The sequence below is a fragment of the Streptomyces sp. NPDC048420 genome (genome assembly GCF_040651535.1).
GTDB lineage: Bacteria > Actinomycetota > Actinomycetes > Streptomycetales > Streptomycetaceae > Streptomyces.
In genome coordinates, this window is record NZ_JBEZKG010000001.1 from 301,826 (window position 1) to 318,602 (window position 16,777).

The window sequence follows — 16,777 nt, forward strand, 5'->3', positions numbered from 1 at the left end:
CGGTGCCGCAGCCGACGCGCCGCTGCATCCGGGTGCGGGGACATACGTGGTTCGCCAGTTGATTCGCGCAAACCCATTGACCCCCGGTGACTCATACACCTAACCTCCGTCTTCATATGTAGACGGCGTCTCTGTATGGGGACTCCGTTCAGTGGGGTGACGATCGTTCAAAGGAGAACGCATGCCGCTCGTGGTGGTCGGGATCAGTGTGCTCGTCCTGCTCTTCCTGATGACGAAGCTGAGACTGAACGGCTTCGCCGCCCTCCTCCTGGTCGCCGTGGGTGTGGCACTGGTCCAGGGCATCGGTCTGGAGGAGATCCCGGACATCCTCTCCGAGGGCATCGGCGACCAGATCGGCGACACGATGCTCACCATCGGCCTCGGCGCCATGGTCGGCCGGGTGATGGGGGACTCCGGCGCCGCCCAGAGGATCGCCGGGAAGCTCCTCGACGTGTGCGGCCCGCGCTGGGTGCAGGTCGCCATGGTGCTCTCCGCGATGCTCATCGGTGTGACCATGTTCTACGAGGTCGCCTTCGTCATCATCGTCCCGGTCGCCTTCACCCTGGTCCGGGTCACCCGGGCGAACCTCCTCTGGGTGGGGCTGCCGATGTCGATCGCCCTGTCCACCATGCACAGCTTCCTGCCGCCTCACCCGGGCCCCACCGCCGTGGCCGCGACCTTCCACGCCTCCGTCGGACTGACCCTGTTCTACGGCCTGTTCATCGCGATCCCGGTCGGCGCGTTCATCGCCCTGCTGTGGCCGCGCCTGCCGTTCGTGCGCAGGATGAACCCCGAGATCCCGAAGGGCCTGGTCAGCGACCGGGTCTTCGAGGACGAGGAAATGCCGGGCATGGCATGGTCGTTGGCGGTTGCCCTGCTGCCCGTCGTGCTGATCGCCGGCGCCGCGGTGACCGACCTGGCCGCCTCCGGGGACAACGCCGGGCTGCACTTCGTCGCCTTCATCGGCTCCGCGCCGATCGCCCTGCTGCTGACGCTCCTCGTCGCCGTGTGGGCGTTCGGCCCCCGGATGGGGCGCAGCCTGGCCGAGGTCAGCACCTCGTGCAAGGAGGCCGCCCAGGCGATGGCGATGATCCTGCTGGTGATCGGCGCGGGCGGTGCCTTCAAGAACGTCCTCGTCGAGGGCGGGATATCCGACTACATCAAGGACGCGACCGACGGCTGGTCCATCTCGCCGATCATCCTGGCCTGGCTGATCGCGGCGATCCTTCGCGTGGCCCTCGGCTCCGCGACCGTCGCCGTGGTCACCGCCTCCGGCGTGGCATTGCCGCTGCTCGCCGGCAGCGGGGTGCACGCAGAGGTGATGGTCCTCGCCGTCTCCTGCGGCTCGATCGCCTTCTCGCACGTCAACGACCCGGGCTTCTGGATGTTCAAGGAGTACTTCAACCTGTCGGTCATCGACGCGATCAAGGCACGGACCACGTACACGACGGTGCTCGCGATCCTGGGCCTCGGCGGTGTACTGGTCCTCGAACAGGCACTGGACGCCCTGAACGTCTGACCCTCCACCTCATCAGAAGGACACCGGCCCACCATGAGCCAGCCCGTCGTCACCAAGTTCTCCGTCCACCCGGTCGCCGGCCGCGACTCCATGCTCCTCAACCTCTCCGGCGCGCACGCCCCCTACTTCACCCGGAACGTCGTCGTCCTGGAGGACTCCGAAGGACGCACCGGCCTGGGAGAGGTGCCGGGCGGCGACGGCATCACGCAGACCCTGCGCGACGCCGAGCGACTCGTCGTCGGCGCCCGTGTCGGCGACTACAAGCACGTGCTGCGCACGATCCAGGACACCTTCGCCGACCGCGACTCGGGCGGCCGCGGCGCCCAGACCTTCGATCTCCGTACGACCGTCCACGCGGTCACCGCCGTCGAGTCGGCCCTTCTCGACCTGCTCGGACAGCACCTCGACGTCCCCGTGGCCGCCCTGCTCGGCGACGGCAAGCAGCGTGACTCCGTACGGGTTCTCGGCTACCTCTTCTACGTCGGCGACCCGGACCGCACCGACCTCGACTACGTACGTGAACCCGGCGCCGAGGCCGAGTGGTACCGCGTCCGGCGCGAGGAGGCGCTGACCCCCGAGGCGATCGTCCGCCAGGCCGAGACCACCTACGACCACTACGGCTTCCGCGACTTCAAGCTCAAGGGCGGTGTCCTGCCGGGCGGCGAGGAGGTGAAGGCCGTACACGCGCTCAAGAAGAGGTTCCCGCAGGCACGGATCACCCTCGATCCGAACGGCGCCTGGTCCCTGCGGGAGGCCGTCGAGCTGTGCCGTCCGCTCGTCGGCACGCTCGCCTACGCCGAGGACCCGTGCGGTGCGGAAGGGGGCTACTCCGGCCGTGAGATCCTCGCGGAGTTCCGCCGGGCCACCGGGCTGCCCACCGCGACCAACATGATCGCCACGGACTGGCGGCAACTGACCCACGCCCTCGCCCTGCAGTCGGTGTCCATCCCGCTCGCCGACCCGCACTTCTGGACCATGCAGGGATCGGTGCGGGTGGCCCAGCTGTGCAACGCCATGGGGCTGACCTGGGGCTGTCACTCCAACAACCACTTCGACATCTCCCTGGCGATGATGGCGCACTGCGGAGCCGCGGCCCCGGGCGAGTACAACGCCCTCGACACCCACTGGATCTGGCAGGAGGGGCTGGAACGGCTCACCGTCGAGCCGCCCCGGATCACCGGCGGCGAGGTCGCCGTACCGGACACGCCGGGGCTCGGGGTCCGGCTGGACCGGGACCGGCTTCGGGCCGCGGAGGAACTGCACGAGCAGGTCGCCTCGGCGGGCCGTGACGATGCCGCCGGGATGCAGTACCTGATCGAGGGCTGGAGCTTCGACGCCAAGCGTCCCTGTCTGGTGCGGTGAACCGGGGGCAGGCTGCGAAGGTCCGGCGCCGAGGGGATGCCGGAGTTGTTGACATGGTCAAGACACCTCATTAACATCCGGGAAACTTGGAAAGCGCTTTCCCGTTCATGCCTCGACTCCCCCCACGGGATCCACCCCGGATCCACCCCCACAAGAGGACCCCACATGAACCCACGAAAGGGCGCGGTCGTCGCCGCGCTCGCAGCCCTGCTCCTGGCCTGTCCCGGCGTCGCCCAGGCCGCCCCGCCTCCCGCTCCCGTGCCCCGGGAACAGGTCGCGGCGGCCACCATCACCTGGACCCTGGAACGGGCCGCCAACCCGACCGCGGACCAGCAGTCGGCGTACACGCTGATCACCTCGGCGATGAACGCCGCGGTGGCCCGCTACAACAACCTCAGCGACCTGGGGAAGTCCATCACCGTCCGCTACGACACGAGCGTGCCCACCGCGGACGGCAACCTCAACGGGACCATCCGCTTCGGCAGCAACCGCAGTTACATGACCGAGCGGACCGCGCTGCACGAGATCGCCCACACCATCGGCGTGGGCACGAGCGCGGGCTGGTCCTCCCTCGGCGGCAGCGGCACCTGGACCGGGGCCCAAGCCACCGCGCTGGTCCGGCAGTTCGACGGCTCGTCCGCCAAACTGTCCACCGGCGGCGGCCACTTCTGGCCCTACGGCCTGAACTACGACAACGAGTTCTCCGGTACGGCGGCCGACCGGCATGTGCAGATCGTCGCCGCGATGGTGCGTGACGGTCTGTGATGTGAGGGTTGGAGTCCGGGGGCGGCCTCCGCTCCCGGACACGGTGTTCGAGCGCAAGACCGGCCCCGCGGGGAAGGGCCCTTGCTGTCCGGCACATCACCCGCCCGCACTGGGAGCTCCCTTGGACGTCCACGACCCGCAAGCCGCCTGTGGCGGCCTGGAGGAATCTGCGGCGGGAGAACGGACCGGGTCATCTGCAGGCCACGCGGCGCCTGGAGTTCGGGCACGCCACCTCCGCCGCAGGCCGCGCCTACCAGGACGTCCAGGAGATCTGCACCAGGGCGGGCTTCCACCTCGTCGCCACCCCGTTCACGGCGCTCGCCCTGCTCGGAGCGGATCCCGCGCTCGCCGAGGACCGCCGTGTCACCACCCTGATGCCTCCGTGGGACACCGCGCTCGTCCGCCAGCAGGCGGGGCAGCCGTCCACGTCTGCCCAACTGGCAACGCTCGACCGCGAGTTGGCCGTCTACCGGCGGATCCTGGCCGACGGCGGCTACGTGGCGCTCGGCACGGACCAGCCGCTGGTACCGGTCGGTCTGCATCTGCCTCTCGCCCTGCGGGCACCGCATCGAGGCGGGCTCGCACCGGCCGAGGCCCTGCGCACCGCCACCGTCCTGCCCGCCCGTGTGTCCGGCGCGGACGCCGACCTGGGCACCCTGGAGGAGGGCAAGCTCGCCGATCTCACGGTGGTGGACGGTGATCCCTTCACCGACTTCGACAACCTGATCCGCACGGCGGCGGCACTGCGCGGGGATGTGCTCTTCGAGCAGGCGGATCTCGTGGGCGCCTTCGACCCCGTACGGCGGGCCGACGCGTCCCCCGATGCGTCGCCCGATGGGTCGTCCGACGAGGAATGGCTCGGAGTGAGCCGGCAGCTGCGGCGTGAGGGATGCTGCGATCCGGGGACCGCGCTGTGAAAGAGACGCGGGGATGCGGGTCTGACGCCAGCTGGCCTACGGGCTCTTGGATCTGACTTGTCCGATTCCTGCGTGGCGCGCACTCTGGGTCTGAGGCACCTCACCGCGCGAATAGAGCAAGAATGGCCACTTTCGATCAAGGAAACGGTCACTGCGGGTGGTCAGCCGAGGTCGCGACGGTCACCCTCAGCCTGGACGGCACGGTCACGGGATGGAGCGAGGGCGCCCGGCGACTGCTGGGTCACCGCGCCCCGGAGGTCGTAGGACGGGCCGCGACCGATCTGCTCCTCGGTGAGGGAGCTCCCGAGGCGACCGGGCTCTCCCTCACCGGGACCCAGGAATGGCGGGGCACGGCGGCACTACGGCACCGGGACGGCCACCGCCTCGAAGCGACCCTGCACGCCCAGCCGTCACTCGGCGCCGACGGCACCCCCCAGGCCTTCGTCGTGGCCGTGACCACTGACTCCGACCCCGGCATGGTCGAGTGGGCGTTCGACCAGGCCTCCATCGCCCTCTCGACCCACACCGTGGCCTCCGACTCCTGGCGGCGGAACGCGGTGGCGGAGGGCGGCGGGGAGCGGCGGTCGGCAGGCGGGACCGAGCAGGCTGTCAGGGCCGGACGAGGGCAGACCGCAGGGGCCGGCGGTGCGCGGGGGGCGGACTCCGGAGAGGTGCGAGGCGCCGGGACAGGGCCGGGTAGGGCTCCCGAGGCGGGCTCGGCGCGGACCGTTGGGACCGGAGCCCCCGACGACGACACTCGCACAGGCACAGGCACAGGCACAGGCACAGGCACAGGCACAGGAACCGAGCAGCGAGCCCCCGCCCCCGGTGACGAAGGCTTCCTCCGCTGTGTCCGTCGGGTCGCCGAAGAAGGTGCCCCGATGCGCTACGAGTGCCTGGCCCCGGAGCCCTCCAGCGCACCCGACGCCAGCCCCACCGCCGTCCGCCACCGTGCGTGGGTCATCGAGCTGTGGCCCGTCCGGGACCCCGCCACCGGGGAGGTCGTCGGTGTGGGCACCGCCGCGTTCGACAGCAGTGACCAGCACGCGGCCCGGCAGCGGCTGGTGCTGCTCCAGGAGGCCGGCACCCGTATCGGCACCACCCTGAACGTAAGCCGCACCGCCCAGGAGCTCGCCGACCTCGCCGTCCCACGGCTCGCCGACTTCGTCAGCGTGGATCTGCTCGACTCCGTACTGCGCGGCGACGAACCCGTACCGGGACCGGTCGACGCGGCCGTGGTGCTCCGCAGGGTCGCCCACCAGTCCGGTGCCGAGGGCGAGGATGTCCCCGAGGCGGCCGTCGACCTCGGCGGGATGGACACCTACCCGCCGTTCTCACCGCCCGCCCGCTGCCTCGCCGACGGGAAACCCGTGCTCAGCGGCGCGGACGACCCCGACTTCGCCCGCTGGATCGCCGGGCACGAGACCCGTACCGCCCGCAACGAGGAGTACGGATTCCACTCCGTCATGGCCACCCCCCTGCGCGCCCGGGGCATCACCCTCGGCGTCGCGGTCTTCGCCCGACTCGGCGGCTCCCCGCCCTTCGAGCCGGACGACCTGATCCTCGCCGAGGAACTCGCAGGGCGGGCCGCGGTCGGCGTCGACAACGCCCGCCGCTACACCCGTGAGCGCACCAACGCCCTCACCCTCCAGCGCAGCCTGCTGCCCCGGGACCTGCCCAGACAGGCGGCCGTCGAGGTGGCGTACCGCTATCTGCCCGCCGGGACAGGTGCCGGCGTCGGCGGCGACTGGTTCGACGTCGTACCGCTGTCGGGCACCCGTGTCGCCCTGGTCGTCGGGGACGTGGTCGGCCACGGCATCCATGCCTCCGCCACCATGGGCCGCCTGCGCACCGCGGTCCGCACCCTCGCCGACGTAGACCTGCCCCCGGACGAACTCCTCACCCACCTCGACGACCTGGTCACCCATCTCGCCACGGACAAGCAGGACAACGCCCCCGACGAGCCGTACCTCGTCAGCGGCGAGATCGGCGCGACCTGCCTGTACGCCGTCTACGACCCGGTCTCCCGCGTGTGCACCTTCGCCAGCGCGGGCCATGTCCCACCCGTCGTCCTGCTCCCCGACGGCACGGCCCGTGTGGTCGAGCTGAGCCCGGGGCCGTTGCTCGGCATCGGCGGGCTGCCCTTCGAGTGCACCGAGCTGGAACTGCCCGAGGGCAGTCTGCTGGCCTTCTGCACCGACGGACTGGTCGAGGCGCGCGACCGTGACCTGGGCCTCGGCCTCGACCGGCTCTGCGAGGCCGTCACCGGCCCCGTCACCTCCCTGGAAGCCACCTGCGACACGATCCTCAAAGCCCTGCTGCCCGCCGGCCCCGCCGACGACGTGGCCCTGCTCCTCGCCCGCACCCGCGCCCTGCACGCCGACCAGGTCGCCGCCTGGTCCCTGCCCTCCGACCCGGCGGTCGTGGCCGACGCCCGCGCCCAGGCCACCCGCCAGCTCACCGCCTGGGGCCTGGAGGAGGCGGCGTTCGTCACCGAGCTGGTGGTGAGCGAGCTGGTCACCAACGCCATCCGCTACGGCGCCGTACCGATCGGCCTCCGGCTGATCCGCGACCGGACCCTGATCTGCGAGGTCTCCGACGCCAGCAGCACCGCCCCGCATCTGCGCCGCGCCCGCACCTACGACGAAGGCGGCCGCGGACTGCACATGGTCGCCCAGCTCACCCAGGGCTGGGGCACCCGCCAGACCCCCTTCGGCAAGACCATCTGGGCCGAACAGTCCCTCCCGGCCGGCTGACCATGGCACAGCACATCGGAAGCGACTACTCCAGCGGTGGCACGCACACGCTGGGTCTCCTCTACCCGCCCGCCGGGCGCCTCGGTGACTACACCACCATGCAGCTCGCCTTCGTCGGCGGAGTGGCCGAGGCCGCCGCCGAGCACGGCTACGACCTGCTGCTCGCGCCCGCGGGCAGCCACGACGATCCCTCGTTCCCGCGGATGGTCGACGACCGTCGGGTGGACGGCGTGATCGTCATGGAGATCCGCCGCGAGGACGACCGCGTCGAGCAACTCGCCGAGGCAGGCTTCCCCTTCGTGGCCATCGGCCGCAACCACCGGGCCGACGTGGCCGGTTGGGTCGACCTGGACTTCGCCGGTCTGGCCGGTGGCTGCGTCCAGCACCTCGCCGACCTCGGCCACCGCAGGATCGCCTTCGTCAACCGTTCCGAGCAGCTGTTCAACAGCGGCTACGGCTTCGCCCGGCTCGGCGACGAGGGCTACACCGAGCAGATGAAGAAACTGCTCCTCACCCCGCACGCCTACCTCTGCGGCGACGACCTCGCCTCGGGAGAGGGGGTCCTGGAACGCATCCTGGCCGACGACCCGGCGACGACCTCGCTGGTCACCCTGAACGAAGCAGCGCTGGAGGGCGTCTACCGCGGACTCACCCGGCACGGCCGCAGCGTGCCGCGCGACTTCTCCGTGGTCGGCGTCGCGGCCAGCCCCTGGGCCGAACAGGTGAACCCGCCGCTCACCGCGGCCGAGATTCCCGCCAAGGAGATGAGCCGGGTCGCCGTCGACCTGATGATGCGACGACTGCGCTCACCGGACTCGCCTCCCCGGCACGTCCTGCTGAAACCCCTGATCACCCTGCGCGCCAGCACGGGGCCCTGCCGGCCGGTGCCGGGCTCGGAACCCGAATCCGACCTCCCCGATTTCCCCGATATCGACCTGGATTTCTGATACGTCGGTTTCTGTGCCCGATCACCGAACCTCTGGGAGCAGACCATGTCGTACCCCGTCGACCGCCGTGGCTTCCTGCGTGTCTCCGGCGCGGCGGCGGCCGCCGCCGCCCTCGGTCTGACCTCGTGCAGCTCGTCCAAGTCGGGCCCGGTCACCCTGCGCTGGTGGGACTACTTCACCCTGGACAATTTCCAGCCCGGAATGAACCGCCTGATCAAGGACATCGAGGCCGGTGTCCCCGACGTGCGGATCGAGCGCCGCAGCTTCCCCTTCGCGGAGCTGGAACGGCAGATCACCCTCGGCGCGATCTCCGGCGACCTGCCCGACCTCGCGATCGTCGACAACGTCTCCATGAACACCCTCGGCGGCAGCCGTCTGCTCGCCGACCTCACCGCCCGAGTCGAGAAGTGGGGCCAGGCCGACCAGTACTACAAGGGCCCGTGGTCCGGCTGCCAGGTCGACGGAAAGACCCTCGGCATTCCCAACAACAGCAACTGCCTCGCCCTGTACTGCAACACCCGCCTGCTCGAGTCCGCCGGCGTGGAACCCCCCACCACCTGGGACGAACTGGCCGCCGCCGCCCAGAAGCTGACCAGCGGCAACCGCTACGGCCTGGCGCTGAGCGCGATCAAGACCGAGGAGGGCGTCTTCCAGTTCCTGCCGTTCCTCTGGCAGGCGGGCGGCGACCTGGACAGCTTCCGCACCCACGGCGCCACCGCGCTCACCTTCCTCGACGAACTGATCGCCAAGGGCTCCCTGTCCGAACAGTGCGTGGGCTGGACCCAGCAGGACGTCAACACCCGCTTCCTCAACCAACGGGCCGCGATGCAGATCAACGGCCCCTGGCAGATCCCCACCCTCAAGAAGGCCGACTTCGACTGGAACGTCGTCGCCCTGCCTCGCGACAAGGAGGCCGCCACCTGCCTGGGCGGCGAGAACTGGGTCGTGATGGCGAGCAGCAAGCACGTCGACAAGGCGTGGGAGGTCCTGGAGTACACCCAGCGCCCCTCGGTCCTGGTGCCCTACCTGGTGGCCTTCGGGGAACTGCCCGCCCGCAAGGACCTCGCCGACCGCGGCACCTGGGCCTCCGACCCGGCCCTGCGGCTCTTCCTGAGCCAGCTGCCCCTCGCCCGGCCACGCCAGTACGGCGCCCACTACGCCGAGGCCTCGCAGGCCGTCGCGGAGGCCGAGCAGGCCGTGCTCGCCGGATCCACGTCGCCGTCCGCCGCGGCCAGGACGGCGGCCACGAAGATCGACAAGGCGCTGGGCCGGCAATGAGACAGCCCTCCGCGCGCCGCCGCCGCACCGGCTACCTCTTCTGCCTGCCGGGCCTGACCTTCCTCGTCCTCTTCCTGGCCTACCCCCTCTGCTACACCGTGTGGACCTCCGTCCACGAGGTCGACCTGGGTCAACTCCTCGGCGAGGGCGAGCAGTTCAACGGACTGGACAACTACCGGACCGTGGTCGACGACCCCGCCTTCTGGCACTCGGTACGCCTCTCCCTGGTCTTCACCCTGGGCTCGCTGCTGCTCCAGTTCACGATCGGCTTCGCCCTGGCCCTGCTCTTCGCCCGCCCGTTCCCCTTCAACGGCCTGCTGCGCTCACTCCTGTTGGTGGCCTGGCTGCTGCCCCCGGTGGTCAGTGGCACCCTGTTCCGCTGGATGCTGGACGCGGAGTCCGGCGCCTACAACGCCCTGCTGGAGCCGGTCGGCCTGTCCCACGACTGGCTCACCGACCCGTCCACCTCGATGGCAGGGGTGATCTTCGCCAACGTCTGGGTCGGCGTGCCCTTCAACATGCTGCTCCTCCTGGTGGGACTGCACACCATCGATCCCCAACTCCACGAGGCCGCGGCCATCGACGGGGCGAGTGCCTGGCAGCGCTTCCGCCACATCACCCTCCCGCTGATGCGACCGGTCTCGGTGACCGTCCTCCTCCTCGGCCTTCTCTACACCTTCAAGGTCTTCGACCTCGTCTTCGTGATGACGGGCGGCGGCCCGGTCGACGCCACCCGCGTGCTCTCCCTCTACGTCTACGAGGTCTTCTTCACGTTCTTCCGGTTCGGCCAGGGCGCGGCGGCGGGCCTGCTGCTGCTCGTCGTACCGCTGCTCGTCGGCGTGTGGTACGTCCGACGGCTGCGGCGCGAGGAAGAGCCGGCGGGTGGCGCCGTATGAGAACTCCACGCCACCCCTGGCTGCTGACCGCGGCCGCCACGGCGGTCACCGCCCTCTTCCTGCTGCCGGTGTACTGGATGGTGAAGACCAGCCTCACCCGGCCGGACCGCATCCAGGCGCCGGACCCGCAGTGGGTGCCCCGCCCCGTCACCGGCGAGAACTACGCGACGGCGTGGGGCTACGAGGGACTGACCCGAGCCCTGCTCAACAGCCTCGTCATCTCCAGCGGGGTGGTCGCTCTCACCCTGCTGCTCGGTGTGCCGCTCGCCTACGCGCTCGCCCGGGTCCGGATGCGCGGCTCGGGCGCGATGGTGCTCGCGCTCCTCGTCGCCCAGCTCCCGCCCGCCATCGTGCTGGCGGCCCCGCTGTTCATCCTCGAACGCCGGGCCGGGCTCACCGACACCTACCTGGGCCTGATCGCGGCCGACACCACCCTCACCCTGCCCTTCACGGTGATCGTGCTGCGCCCGGTCATGCGTGCTGTCTCCCCGGAACTGGAGGAGGCGGCCCTGGTCGACGGCTGCGGACTGCCCGGTGTGCTGCTGAGGGTCGTCCTGCCGCTGATGCTGCCCGGCGTGGTCGCGGCTGCCGGACTGTCCTTCCTGATCGGCTGGGGCGAGTTCCTGTTCGGCCTCACGCTCGCCCAGGGACCGGAGGTCCAGCCCGTCACCGTCCTGCTGAACGCCTTCATCGGGCAGCACGGGACGTCCTGGGGCGCCCTGATGGCCACCGCCACCCTCATCAGCATCCCGGTGGTCTGCGTCTTCGCCCTCTTCCAGCGGTTCATCGTCGGCGGGCTCACCGCGGGCAGCGTGAGGGGCTGAACACCATGCACCCTCGTGACCGCACACCCTGGGTGGCACCGCCTCCACCCCTGATCCCGGCCCGGCTGGATCCCCTGGCCGGCGCTCGGGTCACCCGCGCGGACAAGGACGGCGTGACCCTCGACGTACGTACCGTGGCCGGGCGTACCGGCACCCTCCGCCTGCGCCCCGCGACGGGCAACTCCCTGCGGATCACCCTGCGGTTGGACGGCGTACCGAAGGCGGCCCGGGTCTCCGTCGTCACCGCACCGACCGGCACCGAGTGCACGGTCGAGGGGTCACCGCTCACCCTCCGCCTCGACCGCCTGTGCCTGACGGTCCATCTGTCACCGCTCGCCCTGGAGTTGACGGAGCCTCACCTCCGCCAGGCCACCGACGTCAGCGACCCCAGCGACCGCACGACCGTCCTGCCCCTCGGCGTCACCGAACTCACGGACGGGCAACTGGCCTACCACGACAGCTGGTTCGCCGAACCCGACGAACACTTCTACGGACTCGGCGAGCGCTTCACCGGACCGGACCTGCGCGGCCAACGGGTCGACTGCTGGGTCGAGGACGCCCAGGGTTCGACCGGCACCCGCTCCTACAAGGCGGTCCCGTTCCTGCTCTCCAACCGGGGCTACGCGGTCCTCGTGGACACCACCACCGCGGCCTCCTTCGATCTCGCCCACAGCAACACCGGCGCCTGGTCGCTGACCGTCCCCGACGAGGAACTCGACTACTACCTGATCACCGGCACCCCGTCCGAGTGCCTGAGCACCTACCGCGACCTGACAGGACCCGCCCTGCTGCCCCCGGAGTGGGCCTTCGGCCCCTGGATCTCCGGCGGCTTCCGCAGGGACAGCGCGGCCGACGTACGCGAGCGGGCCCGCCGTATCCGCGAACTCGGCTTCCCCTGCGGGGTGTTGCACCTCGACACGTACTGGCAGCGCGAAGGCCGCTGGTCGGACCTGGAGTGGGACACCGAGGCGTTCCCGGACCCGCGCGGGTTGATGACCGACCTGTCCCGGCAGGGCTTCCACGTCTCCCTCTGGATGAACCCCTACATCAGCGTCGACAGCCCGTACTTCGCGGAAGCGGACCGCAACGGCTGGTTCCTGCACGGCACTTCGGGCGCCACCTGGATCGGGCAGGTCTGGGGCGGCGCGCACCCCGACTCGGCCGTCCTCGACCTCACCCACCCCGGCGCGGTCGACTGGTTCCGGGACCGCGTCCGCCAGGTACTGGCCACCGGAGTCTCGGTCCTGAAGACCGACTTCGGCGAGGCGGTCCCGGTGGCGACGGTGGCGTACAACGGCATGACCGGCGACCGTCTGCACAACCTCTACCCCCTCCTCTTCCACGACCTGGTCGCCGAGGTCACCCGGGAGACCGCGGGCCACGGCCTGACCTGGGGCCGCTCCACCTGGACCGGCGGCCAGCGGCACGGCGCCAAGTGGACCGGCGACCCCAACGCGAGCTGGCAGGACCTGGCGTCGACCCTGCGCGCGGGCCTCTCCCTCTCCTTCTCCGGGCACCCCTTCTGGAGCCACGACATCGGCGGCTTCCACGGCACCCCCGATCCCGAACTCTTCGTGCGCTGGGCCCAGTTCGGCCTGCTGTCACCGCTCAGCCGGTTCCACGGCATGACATCCCGACTGCCCTGGGACTTCGGCGAGGAGGCGTACGCGGCCGTCCTGCACGCGGCCTGGCTGCGCGCGAGCCTGCTGCCGTACGTCCGCCGAGCCGCCGTCGACGCGGTCCGCACCGGAGAGCCGCTTGCCCGCCCGATGGCCCTGGACCACCCGGGCCGCCCGGACGCCCACGCCGCCGACCTCCAGTACCTGCTCGGCCCCGACCTGCTGGTCGCCCCGCTGTACGCCCCCGGCGGGCGAAGACAGGTGTGGATCCCGCCGGGGGAGTGGCTGCCGTACACCGGCCGCCGCATCCCTGTGACCGGCCCGGCATGGCGGCACGTCGAACTGCCTCTCGCCACCGCACCCCTCTGGCTGCGGGCCGGCGCACACGTTCTGTGAGCGGGGTGTCGCTCACCGCCCGGTGTCGCCCGCCGACTGTCCGGGACGCTCCTGAAGTGGGACTCTGGGACGGGAGAGGTATCCGCCGAGGGGACTCGGGAGGGCCCGATGGGACGTGACGTGCCGGCCCTGGTCTTCACGCGGGAGGACCGCCGACGGTACCGGGACAAGATGCACACCTGCCTCGACGTCCTCGCGCAGATGCTGCGCGAGTCGGGCTTCGAGAGCGAGCGGCCGCAGGTCGGTCTTGAGATCGAGCTCAACCTGGTCGGTGACGACGGGCTCCCCGCCATGCGCAACACCGAGGTGCTCCAGGCCATCGCCGATCCTGCCTGGTCGAGCGAGCTGGGCCGCTTCAACCTGGAGATCAACGTTCCGCCGCGCCGGCTCCTGTCCGGCGGGCCCGGCTCCTGGGAGCGGGAGATCCGTGACGCGCTCAACCACGCCGAGGAACGCGCCTCGGCGGTCGGCGCACACCTGATCATGGTGGGCATTCTGCCGACGCTGGGAGAGACGGACGTCGGCGAGAACGCCCTGTCCGGCGATCCCCGCTACCGGCTCCTCAACGAGCAGATCTTCGCGGCACGAGGCGAGGACCTGCACATCACGGTGGACGGCGTGGACCGCCTCGCGATGTACGCCGACGCCATCACCCCCGAGGCCGCCTGCACCAGTACGCAGTTCCATCTCCAGGTCGAGCCACGGGAGTTCGCCGACTACTGGAACGCGGCCCAGGCCGTCGCGGGCGTACAGATCGCCCTCGCCGCCAACTCGCCCTTCCTCTTCGGCAGGGAACTGTGGCGTGAGACCCGTATCCCGCTCTTCGAGCAGGCCACCGACACCCGCCCGCAGGAGATCAAGGCGCAGGGCGTACGGCCCAGGGTGTGGTTCGGGGAACGCTGGATCACCAGCGTCTTCGACCTGTTCGAGGAGAACGTGCGCTACTTCCCGGCCCTCCTGCCGATCTGCGACGAGGAGGACCCACAGGAGACGCTCGACGCCGGTGGTGTCCCGGAACTGGGCGAACTGACCCTGCACAACGGCACGATCTACCGCTGGAACCGCCCGGTCTACGCCGTCACCGACAGCGGTCCGCACCTGCGCATCGAGAACCGGGTCCTGCCCGCCGGGCCCACGGTGGCCGACATCCTCGCCAACGGCGCCTTCTACTACGGCCTGACGCGCGCCCTCGTCGACGAGGACCGGCCGGTGTGGACCCGGATGTCCTTCTCGGTCGCCGAGGAGAACCTCCACACCGCCGCCCGTGACGGCATCGACGCCCGCCTGTACTGGCCCGGAGTGGGCGAAGTGCCGGTCACGGAACTGGTGTTGCGGCGCCTGCTGCCCCTGGCCCACGACGGGCTTGAGCTCGCGGGCATGGACGCCGAGTGGCGCGAACCCCTGCTCGGCGTCATCGAGCAGCGCTGTGTCTCCGCCCGCAACGGGGCCCTGTGGCAGGCGGAGACGGTCCACGACCTGGAGAAGGCGGGCTGTGACCGCCAGGAGGCGCTACGGCGGATGACGGTCACGTACATGGACTACATGCACCTCAACGCGCCCGCGCACACCTGGCCCGTGGACTGATCACCGCCACTTCTCCCGAGGTGTCAACGGCACCGGGGCGGGCCGCTGCGCGGACGTCGACAGCTCGATCCGCCGGCCCTCGGCCGACGAGCGCAGCAGGGCGGTCATCGTCTCCAGCACGTGCAGGGCGAGTTCACCGCCCGCGCGCGGCGCCCGCTGTCCGTCGGCGGCGACGAAGTCGAGCAGGCCGACCCCCCGGGTGGCGCCGACGTAGCCCGCCGACGGGGGCAGGGTGCGCCACTCGGACTCACCGAGTCCGAGGAGCCGTACGTCGCCCTCGAAGTTGTTCGGGTCCGGGACCGTGAGGGTGCCCGTCTCGCCGTGGACCTCGATCGGCGCGGCCGTGGTGGTGACCCCGTCGAAGCTCGTCGTGATCGTGGTCAGGGCTCCGCCCTCGTGTTCCAGGACCCCGGAGACATGGCTGTCGACCTCGACCGGGATGCGCTCGCCCGCGCGCGGCCCGGAACCGATGACCCGCTCGGTGCGCAGTCGGCTGGACGACCCGATCACGGACCGCACCGGGCCCAGCAGGTGCACCAGGGAGGACAGGTAGTACGGCCCCATGTCCAGCAGAGGGCCGCCGCCGGGGGCGTAGTAGAAGTCGGGGTGGGGATGCCAGCGTTCGTGGCCCGGGGTGACCATGACGGCCGACGCGGCCAAGGGCCGGCCGATGGCCCCGGCCTCCACGGCCGCCCGTGCCGTCTGGACCCCGGTGCCGAGGACGGTGTCCGGCGCGCATCCCACGCCCACCGCGGCCTTCGCCGCCGCCTCCATGACGGCATGGGCGTCGATGAGTTCGGCGGCCAGCGGCTTCTCACCGTAGACGTTCTTGCCGTGGGCGATGGCGCCGAGGGCTATCTCGGCGTGCGCGGCGGGGATCGTGAGGTTCAGTACCGTGTCCACGTCCGGGCTGCTCAGCAACTCCGCCACGGACAGCGCCCGTACGCCCGGCAGTTCGGCGGCGACCGTGGCGGAGCGGGAGGCGTCGAGGTCGGCGACCGCGGTGACCCGCACGGCGGAGCGGCCGACGAGCGTGTCGAGGTAGGCGCGGGAGATGACGCCGAGACCTACGACGCCGATGCGGTGCGCGTCGCCCACAGCATGCCCCTCTCGATGACCGTACGGACGCTGGGGTTCTCCAGGACGTCGAGGTCGTGCCCCGGTGTCGTCACCACGACCCGTCCGGCACCCCACTGCCGGGTCCAGACCGCCGGTGAGGTGACCGGCCGTTGCCAGGGCTGCCACGGCTGGGCGGGATGCGTGGTGGTCGCGAGGACGTCGATCAGGTCGTCGTGGAGCACCCAGTACTGCTCGGTGTACAGCTCGAAGTTCTCGACGCCCGCGGTGACGGGGTGTTCGCGGCCGAGATCGGTGATGCGGACGGTGTGCGGCAGGAAGTTGTCGTCCGCACCGCCTCGCCGCTCGCACGGCTCCTTGCCCGGGTGGGTCGCGAACTGGCCACCCACCAGGTGGAGATAGTCCGACGAGGCACGGAACGAGTCGGCGATTCCGCCGTGCCAGCCGGTGAAGCCGGTGCCCGCCTCGACCGCCGCGCTCAGTCCGGCCACCTGCTCGTAGGTGATCTCCGACATCGTCACGCACTGCACCACGAGATCGGTGGCGGCCATCTCGGCGGTGTCGGCGTAGACCTCGGGCGACTCCTCGATCCGGACGTCGTATCCGTTGCCTTCGAGGAAGGGCAGGAACAGCTCCGTGGCCTTGACCGGCTGGTGCCCCTCCCATCCGCCTCGGACCACCAGGGCCTTCTTCCGCGTCATCTTGCTCCTTTGTGGGGCAGGCATGGTTCCTGAGGGGATTTCCCCGGACGGGCCGATATTAGGCACAGGTTTTCGACAACTTCGAGATTGGTATGGACCTGTCAATCCTGTGCGGCTAGGCTCTGCCGGGCCACAC

The 16,777-nt window shown here is 70.7% G+C and carries 12 protein-coding genes and 1 pseudogene; 11 read left to right on the top strand and 2 right to left on the bottom strand.

Annotated elements, in window-relative coordinates:
• Positions 1-181 precede the first annotated feature (181 nt).
• The 11 genes and pseudogenes from AB0D34_RS01305 to AB0D34_RS01355 all read left to right on the top strand — a co-directional run bounded on the left by AB0D34_RS01305 (position 182) and on the right by AB0D34_RS01355 (position 14,863).
• Positions 182-1,519, top strand: coding sequence for a gluconate:H+ symporter (locus AB0D34_RS01305; RefSeq protein ID WP_362654651.1), 1,338 nt, complete (start codon positions 182-184; stop codon positions 1,517-1,519).
• Positions 1,520-1,552: 33 nt separating this feature from the next.
• On the top strand, positions 1,553-2,881 hold the full coding sequence (locus AB0D34_RS01310; protein WP_362654654.1) for an enolase C-terminal domain-like protein: 1,329 nt from the start codon (positions 1,553-1,555) through the stop codon (positions 2,879-2,881).
• Between the two features lie 165 nt (positions 2,882-3,046).
• Positions 3,047-3,646 carry a hypothetical protein gene (locus AB0D34_RS01315; protein ID WP_362654657.1) on the top strand — a complete coding sequence of 200 codons (600 nt, stop codon included), beginning with the start codon at positions 3,047-3,049 and terminating at the stop codon, positions 3,644-3,646.
• Positions 3,647-3,837: 191 nt separating this feature from the next.
• A pseudogene (locus AB0D34_RS01320) lies at positions 3,838-4,563 on the top strand (amidohydrolase family protein); the annotation flags it as partial.
• Positions 4,564-4,685: 122 nt separating this feature from the next.
• Positions 4,686-7,319, top strand: a complete 2,634-nt coding sequence (locus AB0D34_RS01325) for a SpoIIE family protein phosphatase (protein ID WP_362654660.1) — start codon at positions 4,686-4,688, stop codon at positions 7,317-7,319.
• Positions 7,320-7,321: 2 nt separating this feature from the next.
• Entirely contained in the window at positions 7,322-8,266 is a 945-nt protein-coding gene (locus AB0D34_RS01330; RefSeq protein ID WP_362654663.1) for a substrate-binding domain-containing protein, read from the top strand.
• Positions 8,267-8,311: 45 nt separating this feature from the next.
• Positions 8,312-9,544 carry a sugar ABC transporter substrate-binding protein gene (locus AB0D34_RS01335; protein ID WP_362654666.1) on the top strand — a complete coding sequence of 411 codons (1,233 nt, stop codon included), beginning with the start codon at positions 8,312-8,314 and terminating at the stop codon, positions 9,542-9,544.
• A complete protein-coding gene (locus tag AB0D34_RS01340) occupies positions 9,541-10,440 on the top strand; it encodes a sugar ABC transporter permease (RefSeq protein ID WP_362654669.1) in 900 nt (299 codons plus the stop codon). Before AB0D34_RS01335 ends, AB0D34_RS01340 begins: the two co-directional genes overlap by 4 nt.
• On the top strand, positions 10,437-11,264 hold the full coding sequence (locus tag AB0D34_RS01345) for a carbohydrate ABC transporter permease (protein ID WP_362654672.1): 828 nt from the start codon (positions 10,437-10,439) through the stop codon (positions 11,262-11,264). The genes AB0D34_RS01340 and AB0D34_RS01345 overlap by 4 nt, the downstream gene beginning before the upstream one ends.
• Positions 11,265-11,269: 5 nt before the next feature.
• On the top strand, positions 11,270-13,279 hold the full coding sequence (locus tag AB0D34_RS01350) for a TIM-barrel domain-containing protein (RefSeq protein ID WP_362654675.1): 2,010 nt from the start codon (positions 11,270-11,272) through the stop codon (positions 13,277-13,279).
• A 108-nt stretch (positions 13,280-13,387) separates the two neighbouring features.
• A complete protein-coding gene (locus AB0D34_RS01355) occupies positions 13,388-14,863 on the top strand; it encodes a glutamate--cysteine ligase (RefSeq protein WP_362654678.1) in 1,476 nt (491 codons plus the stop codon).
• Here the strand turns inward: AB0D34_RS01355 and AB0D34_RS01360 are convergent, their stop codons facing one another.
• Complete coding sequence (locus tag AB0D34_RS01360) at positions 14,864-15,961, bottom strand: Gfo/Idh/MocA family oxidoreductase (RefSeq protein ID WP_362654681.1); 1,098 nt, start codon at positions 15,959-15,961, stop codon at positions 14,864-14,866. It abuts the gene before it with no gap.
• On the bottom strand, positions 15,931-16,641 hold the full coding sequence (locus AB0D34_RS01365; protein WP_362654684.1) for a ThuA domain-containing protein: 711 nt from the start codon (positions 16,639-16,641) through the stop codon (positions 15,931-15,933). The genes AB0D34_RS01360 and AB0D34_RS01365 overlap by 31 nt, the downstream gene beginning before the upstream one ends.
• Between the last annotated feature and the right edge of the window lie 136 nt (positions 16,642-16,777).

What these genes read in the sequence shown, in the direction of transcription:
- AB0D34_RS01340 (WP_362654669.1), top strand. Translation starts at nt 9,541, where the DNA reads ATGAGACAGCCCTCCGCGCGCCGCCGCCGCACCGGCTACCTCTTCTGC.
- AB0D34_RS01330 (WP_362654663.1), top strand. Translation starts at nt 7,322, where the DNA reads ATGGCACAGCACATCGGAAGCGACTACTCCAGCGGTGGCACGCACACG.
- AB0D34_RS01335 (WP_362654666.1), top strand. Translation starts at nt 8,312, where the DNA reads ATGTCGTACCCCGTCGACCGCCGTGGCTTCCTGCGTGTCTCCGGCGCG.
- AB0D34_RS01310 (WP_362654654.1), top strand. Translation starts at nt 1,553, where the DNA reads ATGAGCCAGCCCGTCGTCACCAAGTTCTCCGTCCACCCGGTCGCCGGC.
- AB0D34_RS01345 (WP_362654672.1), top strand. Translation starts at nt 10,437, where the DNA reads ATGAGAACTCCACGCCACCCCTGGCTGCTGACCGCGGCCGCCACGGCG.
- AB0D34_RS01350 (WP_362654675.1), top strand. Translation starts at nt 11,270, where the DNA reads ATGCACCCTCGTGACCGCACACCCTGGGTGGCACCGCCTCCACCCCTG.
- AB0D34_RS01365 (WP_362654684.1), bottom strand. Translation starts at nt 16,641, where the DNA reads ATGACGCGGAAGAAGGCCCTGGTGGTCCGAGGCGGATGGGAGGGGCAC.
- AB0D34_RS01305 (WP_362654651.1), top strand. Translation starts at nt 182, where the DNA reads ATGCCGCTCGTGGTGGTCGGGATCAGTGTGCTCGTCCTGCTCTTCCTG.
- AB0D34_RS01355 (WP_362654678.1), top strand. Translation starts at nt 13,388, where the DNA reads ATGGGACGTGACGTGCCGGCCCTGGTCTTCACGCGGGAGGACCGCCGA.
- AB0D34_RS01325 (WP_362654660.1), top strand. Translation starts at nt 4,686, where the DNA reads ATGGCCACTTTCGATCAAGGAAACGGTCACTGCGGGTGGTCAGCCGAG.
- AB0D34_RS01315 (WP_362654657.1), top strand. Translation starts at nt 3,047, where the DNA reads ATGAACCCACGAAAGGGCGCGGTCGTCGCCGCGCTCGCAGCCCTGCTC.